Source organism: Sphingomonas sp. S1-29 (assembly GCF_026167545.1).
Taxonomy (GTDB): domain Bacteria; phylum Pseudomonadota; class Alphaproteobacteria; order Sphingomonadales; family Sphingomonadaceae; genus Sphingomonas.
On record NZ_CP110678.1, the window covers coordinates 70,927 to 84,789 of the forward strand.

Below are 13,863 nucleotides of genomic sequence, written 5' to 3' on the forward strand. Positions count from 1 at the left end.
CCTCCATCATAGGAGTTTGGTTATAGTGGTTCATGCTTCACCGCTGGAAAGGTATCCGGAGTAGGTTAGAAAGCCCCGTAAGCCATCTTCGTCGAGCTTGAGCTTCGACTTCATCGCAGCCTTAACATCGAACTTCCGCGCATCATCTACTGAAAGGGCGTGCGCCTGTAATGTCGCCGCTATCCCCATATGCTCGGCGTAAAGGGCGGCAGCGCAGTAGCGATGCTTGCCGTCGATCAGGGTGCTCCCGTTAGGCTCGTGGATCGCAATGACCGGTTCGAAGATTCGATCCACCTTTTGCAGCGGGATGGCCTCCATATCCACAATACCCGAACTGATATAATATTTTGCGGTGTCAGCCACGACAGGCAGAATGCCGAGTGCGCTTTTGTTTTTCAGTTTCAGCTTCAAAACGCTTACATTGATAACCAGCAATTCATTATCGTTCGAAACGAATGCGCATATCTCAGTATTTGGCGTCAGGCTTTTTAGCTTTGCTTTGATCTTCATCGTGTTGTCCTTTCAAACTTACATGTATTTCATCATAAAGTAGAATGCGATATCCTCATCGTATTCGCTCAATTGGTCCTTGATATCCTTCGTCAAGTCCGAAACGACACCCTCAGGGTAGCCATCTTCCTCGCCGGGGGACGGATTTCTTTGGTATTCTTTCCATTCGAGATATTGGCTGTAGGTATGGTGGACATAGGCCGCGCAACCCTTGGGGGCGTTTTTTATCAAAAACACCTCTCCTTCATGAAGTTGCTGAAAGGTGTTAATGGCACCATCAATGCCCTCACCATAAACCAAAAACCTTAGATACACTCTGCCATCAATATCATTGGGTATTCCTATGCATACCGTTTGAGAGTCATCATCCGAAGCAATATTGACCTCGAAATCGGCAGGCAACTGCTGAATCAATGCATCTTGGCGAGTCTTGGACAAGCTCAGTATATGATACCGGAAGTCTTTGCTGATCATCACTTCGCCCCCTTCTTATAGCGCTGGCGTGCCGTTGATCGCTCGATCATTTCATATCGTGCGGTGTCTAGGGCTTCACCCTTCAGCAATCGATAGAGCGTCAGATTGATAATCAAATGATGCTCGGCACCACTGCGGAACCTGAAGCCAAGGTTTCTACCGGCTGTCTGGTTGTATTCATCAATATGCCGTAGCCGCACGAGATTATCCCGCCCCGTAAGGGCGTTGTATGCTTCGTATTGCTCCCACTGATGCGGCGACATCATCACCATCGTTTGCAGCATCGGGCGACCCATGTAGGCGTTCGATCCCTTGGCGGCATGGTGGGTTTTTGTGTCGTCGAGGTGGGCGACCTTGTTCGATACCGCCGATAGCTCGCCATGGGCTTCGCGGAATTCTTCAACCGCGTCGGCCAGCTTGTCCGATACCAACCGGGTCGCCTTCGTCCACACAGGATGGCGGGGGATACGCGGGGTATCCAGTTCGATGATGTCGATGTCGCCGCACCAACGAGCTACCGCCGTGGTGACCGTCTCAGTGGTTAGCAGCAAGGTGCGCTGGCGTTGCGTCCACTCGGCCTTCGCATACCCCCATTCGCTACCGACCCGATCGCCATAGATATCGGGGCGCTCGGCGGTTGTCTCTTTGGGGGCGGGATATTCACCGCTGTTCGCGATCGTGATGAACCCCTCAAACTTAGTTTTTGCGATCCGGTTCGCGTCGTGGAAGGTGAGCGGGTTCATGCCGATGAACGGCACCGGATGGGACTTCGACCAGAGGCGGAAGTTGGTATAGTTGGCAATGTCGCCGCCCTTGGCCTGCCAGCCATGAACCTCCACCATCGCCGCGACATAATCGATGACCTCGCGCGGCACCATCTGAACCAGATCGTGGGCGCTCAACTCATCATGGATCAGCAGACTGATCCGGGTCTCCTCGCGAGCCGTGTGGACATCGCCAGCCCAATAGGCGCGGCTGAACATCATGCGGGTTGGGGTGGTATGCTCCCAATCATGCGCAACGCCATGGACGGTGAAGAACACCGGAAAGGCTTTCTTGCGACGGTTGGCTCGACGGTGGCGCTCGATCTCTGCCCACTGCCCCTCATAGAAGGCCCGCATGAATGAAAGGGCCTCGGGCTGCTCGGCACGGATGCATTCGGCCAACGAGTTATATCCTCGGGCTTCAGCGTGTTCGTGTGTCAGCGCCTTGGCCTGATACTCAGACAGGAACTCCGCATAGAGACGCGAGAAGCTCTTGATCAGCACGGGCACGAGCGCAAAGGCCAGATTCTCAACCCGCGCTTCAGTGGCGGCGAATTCTTCCATCTTCTCTTCAGCGGCCTCGTATGACGAGAACGCGAACATGACGATCGGGGCGTTCATGGAACCGCGATCAGCGACCTTTGCCGGTGCCATTACCCACCGGGTATGCTCGATAAGGCTCCGCGTCTTACTGATACCCTCGGGGGCGTTGATCAGGGTGCAACGGCTCGCGTCAAAGGTGACCGCCTCTTTCTTGATCATTGTGGTCAGGGCCTCGGTCGCCTTGTCGTAATCGGTCGCCGCCCATGCAAAATCAGTTTCGATCTGAGTGCGCTCGCGACCAAAGGGGAGAGCGGGGAGATGCGTCATAACCAGTTTACCGGTTGAGAGCCGATACTCGGCTTTCCATCGCTCGATCATGACCCCAAGTTTATCAGGCAGACGGGGATGATTGCGGTAAAGGTTTAGCGGATCGTTCCCTGCGATGTTGATGCCGTTATGGAACTCATCCATGTAGCTTTCGGGGTTGGTATCGGACGGGCTATTGAGGAATACGGCGCGCAGTCCGTTCTTCTCCACGAAGCCCTCAAAGGACGGATAGGAGCCCGCCGGGTAGGTCTGAAGCATCTTGGCATGAATGTATGCGTCTTCAGCCGTAGCAGCGGCTAGCGGCACCGTAAGAGTGGATTTGGTGGTGCGTGGCCCCGATGGTTCGGCATACTCAGCGAGCGGTTCGGCAAAATCCTGATCGCGCAGGAAGGGCAGGGTAGAGCCCTTCGCGGCACGGTCAAAAACCTCGTCGTAGATGACGGCTTGCGGCACCGCTGTTCCCGCTGGCATCCCGAAAATGTTGGGCTTGTCTAGGTTGCGAGTGCCGCCGGGGATGCGTCGGAAATGCCCCGCGTTCTTCAGCGCAGGGTCGGATTTGAAGCTAAGGCCGAAGAATCCGACGAACGCCGCCTCAAGGCGGCTCCATGCCCGCTTATACCCGTCGATCGGCCAATCTCGCACCGTCAACTGATCAGTCGAGAAGGTGAAGTGATAATGGATGGATTTGTTGCCGGAGAGGTTGGCGGTCAATCCACGAAGATCATAGAACTGATCGCGTAAATGCTTCACGAAACGATCTAGCGGCTTTTGAGCCCGCACGCCCCGCGCCCATCCGAGTTGCTCTTCAAAGAACTCTAGCGTGCCTTCGTCAAACTCTAGGGTGAGCGTCACGAACGGTGCCACCTCTACGCGAACATTGATATCCGCGCGCAATGCGTCATCAAAATCAACATCCAACAACGGGTTGGTGAAAAAGCAATAATCGGCAAGCGTGGTGCGACCGGCTAGAACGCTGCGCGCATTGTTCGACAGACGAACCGATCGCTTTTGATCAGCGAGCGCGATGGTAGTGGCGTTGCCGTTGCCGCTATTAGTGCCGATGAGGTGCGGTAGGAGGAACCGCTGGTTGAATAGAACCGCGTTCGGGTCCGTGATAGCCTTCGCAACCTGATTAAAGGCGCGCGGCGATAGTGCATTCTTATAGTGTTCAAGCATAGTGTCCTTATATGTTGTCCTGAGTGTAATAGTCGGCGGTATGACTTCCGGTAAAGGACAACAAAACCCGATGATCTCTATTAGGACATGACCCCTAAACGACCGCCGACTGAGTATTTATTATAGCGGGTCGATTCGGTGGTCGCATTATTAAAGTGGAGGGTCGCGGAGGCAGGTTTTCAGTGTAATAAAACTGAAATATATGCGACGAACCGAGTCTGAAAAGGAGGCAAGCTTAACATAGATCAATAGAAATAGGGCAAAAAGCATGACTACAGATGACTTTCCTTATAATATACTTAGGAAAGTGTTCTGTAGTCCTACTTTTCTATTTGCCCGCTATTTCTGATCTCATGCCTCTTGCTGGTCCGCATTATCCCCACCGGAATATAGCGCGCCGCATTACTTCCCGCTATACTCGACTTAAGAGCTAAGGCTCGACGCATATGGGGACGGTAGCCAACCGTCGATCTACCGTCCCCGATAAATACGGTATGAGCAAAGCATCCCCCGACCGTATCGCAAAGCGTCAAGCAAATCGTCTATATGACGCGCTCAAGCGCTCTGGACGCGATCCCGCAGATTATGACGCTGTAGAGCTTGCGAGATCATTCGTGAGCATTGGGGGAAGTCTGAAGAGCTTTGTGCGGATGCTGGCCCGATGATGTCGGAGCTTAAGGTATCTATTCACGATCTCCACAAGGCGTTTCCGGAATGGAACATCGGATATGTCGCAACCGAAAGCTTTTCAGCCGAGTTCGTTCATCGAGATCATCCGCTAGAGTTTTTCGAGGGCGCAATGATGGTGCGTCTAAACTGTGCGACCGATCTGGTTAAATCGATGTCGCTACATCCTGAAGCAGCCCCAAAGCGCGGATTCTGGTTCCCGACCGCCACCCTATCATTCGCGAGCGATGACGACTTAATCGAGTTTAAGCTGAAATATCTGTAGTCCGCCAAATCTCAACGGCTTCTAGGGCGGCGCGTTCATCGCGGCCATTATCCAGATAGTGAGATACCGCTAGCAGAGCCCTACCGCGTAGGGGATTCTCTGAATGGAACCATCGCCGCATAGTGCGCCGATCCTTCATCCCTACGGCGTCGCATAGGTCATCAACGGTCCAACCTAGCGCGAGCCGCATTTCCTTTAGGTGGGTTCCCGTTAGCGTCATATGTCCCCATACGAGCCCGTAGGAGCCCGACACGCACGAAGGGGCACGATGCCCCTCCATGTTTCTCCTAGTGCTGTATCGCCCCGTATGGGCATCAGGCAACCATGCGAGCGATGAACTTGGCGAAGGCCCGTTCGCTGGCCTGATATCCTGCACGATGGGAGGCGTAGCGAACCCCGCACCCTTCAGCGATTGAGCATTCGCGCGACCGAAAACAACCATCGGCTTGGAATCTCATCGACCAGCGCGGGCGACCAGTGCGCTTATCCTCCCCTAGATGGGCTCGCCACCCTTCGCCGAGCAATTCGGGAGCCCATCCCATGTTGTTGCCGGGCATCTTGAGCGAGCGGACCAGCTCGACGGCTTCAGCGAGGGGCAATGCCTCATAAGATAGCGTATGATCGCCGTGGCGGTAATATGCGACGCGAGCGGTTGGCATGATAGTTCTCCATTGTGGGGCCATGCCCCGTTGAGTGAGGGCGGCGCTAACCGCCCCAAGGATCAAGCCGCGAGTTCCTCGACATCCTCGACGGGCGCGCACGCCTCAATCCATTGCGCGGCCTTGCTCGCCATGCTGGCGGCTTTGAAGATAGCGCGGTCATCTTCGCGCAGGACGGTCAACCAATTCGCAACATAATCGGCATGACGGGTTGTATATTCGATGCCAATACCGGCACAGACATAAGCCGATCCGATCTCAGCCACGAGTTCTTCGCGCGCGTAATCGACCGAACCAAACTTGTTGAGGATGTTGCGATCAAGGCGCGACTTGTGTCCGGTTGAATGAACCAGTTCATGCGCGAGCGTGCGGTAATAGTCGAGCAGATCGCCGAAAGCCGCCGAGTGCGGCATTTGCACAAAATCCGATCCGGGCGAATAATAAGCCTTATCGCCACCATGCTGCACTTTAACGCCGGTAGCGGCGAAAAGGTTGTCGGCGAGTTCTAAGCGGTCGCGCTCGTCATTAGCCGCGAATGGAGCTTCAAAGGTGCCGATGTTTTCGCATTGCGCCAGATTGAACACGGTCATGCTCTTTAAGAAAAAGACGCTGGCGGCATCCTTACCGGTTTGTGCCGCCTTTGCCTTTTCAGCTTCAGGCACGAACGATCCCGCATAGACAATCGTGGTGCCGCGCTCGCCTTTGCGGACATGCCCGCCGAGATCGGTAGCTTGCTTATAGGTAAGCCAACGGTTGACCGCGTAGTCGCCCTTCGACATCGCCGACCACAATAGCAGGATGTTGACCCCGCTATAGACGCGACCCGAAACATGGTTGCGCGGCATTGTCATCGGCGACGCGCCACCCTTCCAAGGGCGAGCCCAAGGCGCGGTCCCGTTCTCCAGATCGGCGATGATTTGTGCGGTGACGGTCGAATAGATATCGCGCTTCATTGTAGGTCTCCAGAGTGTGGGGCCTTGCCCCGTTTGACAGTGGGTTAGCGGCGGTAGCGCCATGGGGTGGGCTTGCTCGCCAGTAGCTTGTCGCCAGCTTCGCCAGCCGCGCGCTGGATCATGTCGCGCTCCATGAACTGGCCATGGCGAATGTAGTGCTGGCCATCGACAGCATCTAAGCGAGCGAGACCGCAATGGATATAGACGCGGGCGACCTTGGCGGCATCCACAGGCGAGATATCGCCAGCAACCATCAAACTATCGGTGAGGCGTAGAAAGGCATTCTCTAGGCGGATTGCCATGTCGGCATAGGAGTTCGTCAATGTAGGTCTCCATCGTGGGGCCTTGCCCCGTTTGACAGTCAGTTAAGGATGTCGGCGCATTCCAGCAGTTCAACAAGCTTGCGCGCCCATTCATTCGCGGCGGCATTCTTACCGCAATTCTTATACGCGATGGCCTTGGCCAGTGCGCGGTTTACTTCAGTGCGATCGATCATGGGGGGAAGTGCTCCATCGGTGGGGCCTTGCCCCGTTGACCGCTTTATTAATGTCGAGGGTCGCCAATACTGTCAAGCGGAAATAGTGAGGCGAGCGAACATTTCCCAAAGTCTATTTGTCAGACAAATAAATGACGTCCAAGCGCGGCCAAGTTTCAACCAGTCTCAGAGTGCCATTAGGGCCGGATCGGACCTATCTCGCCGCACGATCAGTAGCAGAGTGCAACCGATCGCCGACCATCGCCCGGACGCTCGCGCCGACAGTCTCGCGACCGTCTCCAGATCATCGGCCAACGGTCTCGCAACGGTGCCTACGGTTAGGCAAACCGTATGGAACCCGCAGAAATCCGCCGTTTCTTGAGCGTGTCGGATCATTCGGGGGTTAACGCGGGGGTGATCGTCCGAGACCGTAGCTCGACGATCGGGCGGCGATCTGGGGAAGGATCGGTGGATAAGCTGGGGAAGGATCGGTGGATGATCGGCCAATGATCGGCCAATCTAGGCTAGAATCGTCAGGCGAGCGCGTAGGCGATCGTTCAGGCACGCGCAGGATATCCCCCGGCGAAGGGTGCGCGAGGGTCTGTATGCCTATCGTGCGGGAGAATGGGGGTGATCGTCGGGCTGATCGTCGGGGGAGCGGTGGGAGACGATCCGCGACCCCACCCCCACCCGTGCCCCTCTGGTGAAAGGACCGGGGCAAAATTCCCCCACCACATACAAACACGATTTTTAGAACTGTTAAGTCGCGACCCGACCCACCCCTTTCGACCTTCAAAACCAAAGTCGCGCCGACTTTCTAACCCGCAGGACTTTCAGCGATCCAGCTAAATATTGGATGCTGACTATCAACACGCCGGACTTCGGCAAAATCTTCGCAACCGCCGATACCTTCGACGATCTCCGCTCGATCCCGGCTCGACAACTTCGTGATGGCTATTGGGCGCTTGTCGGTGGGGCGGAAGCTCCCGCCGATGGTCTGGGCGGTCTCTATTCGTGGAACGATTACGCTACCGACGATGATGATGGCGAGACGGTCATTTCTCCCGTTGAGACCACCAGCGCGGGACGGTGGGTCAAGATCGCGGTTGGGCGGGTCGGCCCCGCTGGCCCCGCCGGTCCGCAAGGTCCGCAAGGCCCTCAAGGGGCAACCGGAGCTACCGGCCCGGCTGGCGACGCCAAGCTGATCCCTGATATCGCTGCGCTGAAGGCGCGAACCTACACCGTTGGGGATACCGTCTCGACCGCGATCTATGGCGGATCGGTTTGGTCGATCGTCAAAAAGGTGGAGCTACAGCCGGATTTCTTTGGGTCGCTTACCCCGCCGGGGAGCGATTCCAGCGTCGTAAACTATGATGATGAACTGCACCTAGTCGTTAATCTGACTGACGGCAGCACCGGCATGGCCGAACTAGAGCTAGGGTCGGTCGCGGGGTATGTCCAGCAGCTACAGACAAAGCAATATGCGCAGGTATTCGCACGGCTTCGCCAAGCTTCGTCCCTCCCTACTGCGGCTACCGTCGTATGCTACGGGGACTCGATCACCTATGGCCAGACCGGCGATCCCAACTACCCCGGCGCAAACCCACTGACTGGCCAGCCCACCGGCTATGGCGACGGGTCGGTTCATAACTTCCATCAAATCCCCGGCCCTTGGCCTGAAACGATGAAGTCGTTCGCGGACCAAGTATTCGGCGTGAACAAAGTTGCGGTTCTAAATCGTGGGTATTCGGGCGATAAGGTCGGGACTTCGTATCGACGCTCTCGCTTCCCGCTTGGCCAGACGATTACCTACATCGCACTCGGAACGAATGACCAGCTATTTGCGACCGCCAACGGAACCGATCAGACCGGACTGTTCCGAACCGATGATGGGTATCAGGGCAGCTATGCCTTTCGTCGGTTCGTCGATGCATACCGCAAGTATATCTATCGCGAAATCCTTCGCGGTTCCGTTCCCATCATCTTGACCCCGGCACCGCATACCAGCCTCGTAGGATATGACGGAACTGACCGCGCATCTGCAAAGATGCTCGCATACTACAACAACGCCCTTCATGCATTAGGGGAAGAAGTCGGAACGCTCGTAATCGACGGCGCAGATATTCTGGGACAATATCCCGTCTCCGAAGTTACCCTAGATGGTATCCATCCCAATCCTATCGGCGCTAATATAATGGCGGCGCGTTTGCTTGCTCCGCTGATCGGGCGCGGTTGGAAATATCCGGAAGTCGTTTCGGGGGAGCGTTCTATCACCGCTAGCATCCTTACGGAATCGATCGGCGGAACCGGCGGAACCGCAACAAATGAAATCAACAATACCCTGAACACGAGTTCGCGGGGTCGCCCATTTAGCAACAGCGAAGCATTGGATGTTGTAATTCTCCCTGAGTCCGGGCGCATCTTCTATTCGTTTCGCTTGGACGAAGACGAAAAAGCGGTCATCCCGATTGGCAGCGCCAATCCAAATACCGTTATGATCTATAACGCCGACTTCGGAACCGCAACCCCGGCGCTTCGGCTTACCCTTGACGAAACTAAGGCAATTACGGTTCGCGACGACTTCGTAGGCGATCAGACAATCCAGACTACCGGCCCGATGCAGTTTACCAGCGAGGCATCGAATGCGTCGCCGCTGATCGTTACCGGCAAGGGGTGGCATACGGTCTCGCTAGGGGCAACTTCGGGCGCGTTCGTCCTGAACGGCCTCCGGTTCTTCAAAGACGCTGGTTGGCGCTCCCTGACGCTAAAAACCGGCTTTACGCAGTTCGGTAGCATCGCGCCCGCATATCGCGTCAAGGATGGCGTCTTAGAGTTCCGTGGCATTGTTTTAAACGAAGCGGCTTCGACTACTTCGGACATATTCGATATCCCTGCTAGCATCGTTCCGCGCCTCCCTTCTGTAATGGGCGTGCAGCCAACGCGTTTTGCCACAACTCCCGTAGCAATCAGCTTGAGCAACGAGAAAGCAGTATGGGTCGCCAATGACGGGGCGGCGGGCAATGCCAACCTGTTCAGTCTGGGAAACATTAGAATCCCAACTCTGACAACGCCGTAAACCATTTAGCCGCAGGGTTCGCCCCCTCAGCTAAATATACGATGAAGAGCATCAATACGCCGCGCTACGGCAACATCTACGCTAACGCCGATACATTCGCTGAGCTTCGTTCGATCCCGGCCAACAAAATCCAACCGGGGTGTTCCGCCATCGTGAGTGGCGGCTTGGTTCGTGGAGACGGTCTCGGGGGTCTCTACTATTGGGACGCTATCTCCACCGCTGAAGACGATGCCGATACCGTCTTGACGCCCGATAAGGCGCTGGCGGCGGGACGGTGGATCAAGATCGGTCTAGCTGAGCCCGGTCCTCAAGGGCCACAGGGCACCCAAGGGGAGGGGCTCTCCAGCGTCATGTCTCCTACTGGCGCAACGCTAGTGGGGTATCAGGGACGCACCGTAGCTCGGAAGCTCGCGGAGACGGTCTCGGTCAAGGATTTCGGGGCAGTCGGCAACGGCATCGCCGATGATACCGCTGCGATCCAAGCAGCGATCGACGCCAGCCAAGACGGTGTTGCCAGCGTCCTATTCCCAACTGGCACCTACAAGGTAAGCGCCACCGGCCTGCACCCATGGGCAGGCGGCAACGATATGAAGGTCGCTCTATTCCTGCGCAGCGGGTTGGAGCTAGTAGGCCAGCGCGGGACCACCATCATGATGGCCCCCGATCTTTCGAGCGATGCCGCACCGATCGGCATGGCGCTGATGTTCACCAACACCGCGCTCGAAAACATCTCGATCCGGAATCTCCGTTTCGACATGAACGGCGCGAACAACAAGCACGCGCATTCGCTAAGCAACCATGCGCATCTGCATGTCTCGGGCAATGCCGCCTATATCGATAATGTCGATATCCATGACTGCGAGTTCATCAATACCGCAGGGGTATCCTGCATTGTCATGGGGCAGTGTGGACCCCCACCCGAAGGCGTCAACATCCCGCTCGGTAGCGGCTGGAATATCGCCCGCTGCAAGTTCATCAACAACGGCACCGACACGGTCGATCATTCGTCCATCTTCGCATGGGCTGAGGATGTCGTTATCTCCGAATGCCTATTCGACTCTCCGCCATACATTCCAGAAGTCGGTAATGGGAATGCCTGTTCGGTAGAGCTACATGGCGCAAACCAACGATTGATCAACAACACCTTCCGGGGTGGTGCATATCAAGCCGTATGGGTCAGCGAGAATACCACGCGGGAATCTCGCAACCTCATCATTGATAGCAATACCTTTCTGGATATTCTCGCATTCGGTATCTGCTTCTTCGGTCAAGGCGAACAGGATTACCTCAAGCCTGCCCGCTCGACGAAGATCAGCAATAACCAGTTTGAGTTCAGCAACATCCCTTACCCCGGCGTCGATGTTAAAGGCGGCGTCACGATTGCCTCGCCTTATGGTCAAGAGGAGTGGGAAGTCACCAACAATACCTTCCGCATCGCAGAGGGTATGACGACGGCTAACGCGGGCGTTCTAGTGATTGGCGGGCTCGAAGGGCAGAAGCACGACAAGGGATTGATCGAAGGCAACACCTCTTATGGGTGCAGCTATTGCGTTGCCCTATTCACTTATGACGCTGGCGAAATCGGAACTGTAATGATCCGCAATAATACCGCATTCGATTCAAACGGTGCGGGAGTATTGAGCAATGGTTCGGGCATCTTGGTAAGTGGCGGCTCCGCTATCTTCCATGACCTAACGATTGAGAACAACCATACGATTGATACTCAGAGCCCGCCGACTGCATTTTGGGGGCTGAGAATGAGTGGGACGGTCACCCGCCTGTCAGAGAAGTTCAACAGAGCCTACGGGGTGATCGTCGCACCCTCTGATTATACCGGTCTCAGCGTTGGCTTTAGATACGGCTTCAACTCCGTTCCCGAAGTAATGGGTGGAACAACGATCGATACAGAGGCTCGTGCTGCTATCGAAGCAATCCGTATCTCGTTGGTGCAGGCGGGAATGCTTCCTGAATAAATATGGGATGACTGACGAAACTCCAAACACAGAACTACGCAAGCCAAACGGCCAGTTTGCAAAAGGTGTCAATGGGCGCAAGCTCGCTGGCAAGCCTTCACAGAAAGCAACCGTCGAGGATATTCTCGACTCCAACGCGATCAAGGTCGCGCAGATGCTGATCAAGATCATTCTCGATCCAGATACCGCCGGTGGTCCGCGCGTTGCCGCAATCAAGGAATTCGGCGATCGTTGGCTTGGCCGACCGTCGCAAACCACGATCGTCCGCAAATCTGATAACGAACTCGACGAAGTTGATCTCTCCGGGTTGGACGATGAGACGCTCCGCAAGGTTGTTTACGCGCCGACCAAAAAGGACTCGTGACCGAAAAGAAGCTGCTTATATCGCAGCGGCTCAGTTATGAGAAAGACCTTTGCGAGCGCAACTTCGTCGATTTTATTCGACTTGCTTGGCAGCATATTGATCCGGCCCCGTATGTCCATAACTGGCATGTGGAGACCCTCGCGGACCACCTTCAGGCTTGCGCCGAAGGCCGGATCAACCGCCTCCTGATCAATATCTCTCCCGGCACCGCGAAATCCACAATCCTTGTGTTGTTCTCCGCGTGGCTATGGGTGCGCAATCCGTCGCTCTCGATCCTCTCCGCGAGCTACTCGGAGAAGAACGCGCTGCACGATGCGTTGCGCACCAAGCGCCTGATCGAATCCCAATGGTTTCAGCGGCTTTGGCCACTCCAGATCATGGGCGACCAAAATGCCAAATCGAAGTTCGAAAACTCGCATATGGGTCGCCGGGAAGCTCGCCCCTTTGAGTCATTGACCGGCGGTCGCGCCGATTGCCTGATCATCGACGATCCGCATAGCGTGGATGACGCCAAGTCGGCTGCACGCCGGAACTCGGCGGTCTCGACCTTCCTCTCGGCGATCCCCAACCGCGTCAACGATCTGGAGAAATCATGCATCATCGTCGTGATGCAGCGTCTCCACGAGGACGATGTGAGCGGCGCGATCCTTCAGCGGCCCGCTCTCGGCTATACCCATCTATGCATTCCCATGATCGCGGACGATCCCGCTGATCGTATCCCTACGACTATCGGTTGGGTTGATCATCGGAAGGCGGGGGAACTGATGTTCCCGACCAAATTCCCGATGAAGCATCTCGACGCGATCAAAGCGAGCATGGGGCCGCTTCAGTTCGCGGGACAGTATCAGCAACAACCGGCTCCGGACACGGACGGGTTCTTCATCCGAGACTGGTTCAAACGATACAAGCCTGAAGAGCTACCGCAGCATGTCCGCTATTACATGACAAGCGATCATGCCCCGAGCGGCAACAACGACTACAATGTGTTCCGCATTTGGGCGATCGATCATAACCGCGCTCTTTGGCTCGTTGATAGCTTTAGGCGGCAATGTTTGATGGATGAGGCCCTTGGCCTTAGCCGCGACAGTTCGGGCAAGATTGCAATCGCACCCACCGGCGCGTTCGCATTGATCCAAAAATACAAACCGGCGGGCTGGTTCCCGGAGAACGACGGCACATGGGCGGCGATCAAAGGGATGGTGGAATCTGCCATGCTGGAGACGCGCAGCTTTGTGAATATTCAGCCCCTACCCACAAAGGGCTCCGGCGACAAAATCGGCAAAGCAGTAGCCTATCAGGCGATGGCCGCGATGGGCCAAGTCCACCTTCCGGTTGGACCCATCGGAGACATCGCGCTTGAGGAATACGCGATGTTCCCGGCGGGGCGTCGAGACGATCAGGTGGACGCTGATTCCGCCATCGCCCGAGCTTCAGCGGAGTTGATCCCGGCTTGGATTCCAACCGTGGAGCCGGTGCGTAAGCGCAGCATGTGGGAGGACGAACAAGACTATAGCTCATCGGACGACTGTTGGGGTTAACAGTCTAAATAGTGGATGCAGCAAGAATCAGACGCGCCCTACGAAGCCCCAATGGGCCACCTAGAGCTTAAGCGATATG

12 protein-coding genes are annotated in these 13,863 nt (G+C 55.9%); 5 read left to right on the forward strand and 7 right to left on the reverse strand.

What is annotated here, in order from left to right:
- Positions 1–30 precede the first annotated feature (30 nt).
- From OKW76_RS00390 to OKW76_RS00400, 3 genes are read right to left on the reverse strand one after another with little or no spacing between them, the layout of a single operon-like run.
- Positions 31–510, reverse strand: coding sequence for a hypothetical protein (locus OKW76_RS00390; protein WP_265550147.1), 480 nt, complete (start codon positions 508–510; stop codon positions 31–33).
- 18 nt (positions 511–528) lie between these two features.
- Positions 529–984 carry a hypothetical protein gene (locus tag OKW76_RS00395; protein ID WP_265550149.1) on the reverse strand — a complete coding sequence of 152 codons (456 nt, stop codon included), beginning with the start codon at positions 982–984 and terminating at the stop codon, positions 529–531.
- Entirely contained in the window at positions 984–3,794 is a 2,811-nt protein-coding gene (locus OKW76_RS00400; RefSeq protein ID WP_265550151.1) for a hypothetical protein, read from the reverse strand. Before OKW76_RS00400 ends, OKW76_RS00395 begins: the two co-directional genes overlap by 1 nt.
- Positions 3,795–4,455: 661 nt before the next feature.
- Between OKW76_RS00400 and OKW76_RS00405 the strand changes: the two genes are divergently transcribed.
- Positions 4,456–4,746 carry a hypothetical protein gene (locus OKW76_RS00405; protein ID WP_265550153.1) on the forward strand — a complete coding sequence of 97 codons (291 nt, stop codon included), beginning with the start codon at positions 4,456–4,458 and terminating at the stop codon, positions 4,744–4,746.
- A gap of 314 nt (positions 4,747–5,060) precedes the next feature.
- On the opposite strand, the gene OKW76_RS00410 is transcribed toward OKW76_RS00405, so the two are convergent.
- The 4 genes from OKW76_RS00410 to OKW76_RS00425 form a co-directional block, all read right to left on the reverse strand.
- Positions 5,061–5,405, reverse strand: a complete 345-nt coding sequence (locus OKW76_RS00410; RefSeq protein WP_265550155.1) for a hypothetical protein — start codon at positions 5,403–5,405, stop codon at positions 5,061–5,063.
- A 62-nt stretch (positions 5,406–5,467) separates the two neighbouring features.
- Positions 5,468–6,358 carry an ArdC family protein gene (locus tag OKW76_RS00415; RefSeq protein WP_265550158.1) on the reverse strand — a complete coding sequence of 297 codons (891 nt, stop codon included), beginning with the start codon at positions 6,356–6,358 and terminating at the stop codon, positions 5,468–5,470.
- A gap of 44 nt (positions 6,359–6,402) precedes the next feature.
- A complete protein-coding gene (locus tag OKW76_RS00420) occupies positions 6,403–6,681 on the reverse strand; it encodes a hypothetical protein (protein ID WP_265550160.1) in 279 nt (92 codons plus the stop codon).
- A 38-nt stretch (positions 6,682–6,719) separates the two neighbouring features.
- Positions 6,720–6,854, reverse strand: coding sequence for a hypothetical protein (locus OKW76_RS00425; RefSeq protein WP_265550162.1), 135 nt, complete (start codon positions 6,852–6,854; stop codon positions 6,720–6,722).
- An 835-nt stretch (positions 6,855–7,689) separates the two neighbouring features.
- Between OKW76_RS00425 and OKW76_RS00430 the strand changes: the two genes are divergently transcribed.
- From OKW76_RS00430 to OKW76_RS00445, 4 genes are read left to right on the forward strand one after another with little or no spacing between them, the layout of a single operon-like run.
- Entirely contained in the window at positions 7,690–9,909 is a 2,220-nt protein-coding gene (locus OKW76_RS00430) for an SGNH/GDSL hydrolase family protein (RefSeq protein ID WP_265550163.1), read from the forward strand.
- A gap of 41 nt (positions 9,910–9,950) precedes the next feature.
- Positions 9,951–11,882, forward strand: coding sequence for a glycosyl hydrolase family 28-related protein (locus OKW76_RS00435; RefSeq protein WP_265550165.1), 1,932 nt, complete (start codon positions 9,951–9,953; stop codon positions 11,880–11,882).
- Between the two features lie 7 nt (positions 11,883–11,889).
- Positions 11,890–12,246 (forward strand): hypothetical protein, encoded by a 357-nt coding sequence (locus OKW76_RS00440; RefSeq protein WP_265550166.1) that lies wholly within the window; start codon positions 11,890–11,892, stop codon positions 12,244–12,246.
- Entirely contained in the window at positions 12,243–13,784 is a 1,542-nt protein-coding gene (locus OKW76_RS00445) for a hypothetical protein (protein ID WP_265550168.1), read from the forward strand. The genes OKW76_RS00440 and OKW76_RS00445 overlap by 4 nt, the downstream gene beginning before the upstream one ends.
- Positions 13,785–13,863 lie beyond the last annotated feature (79 nt).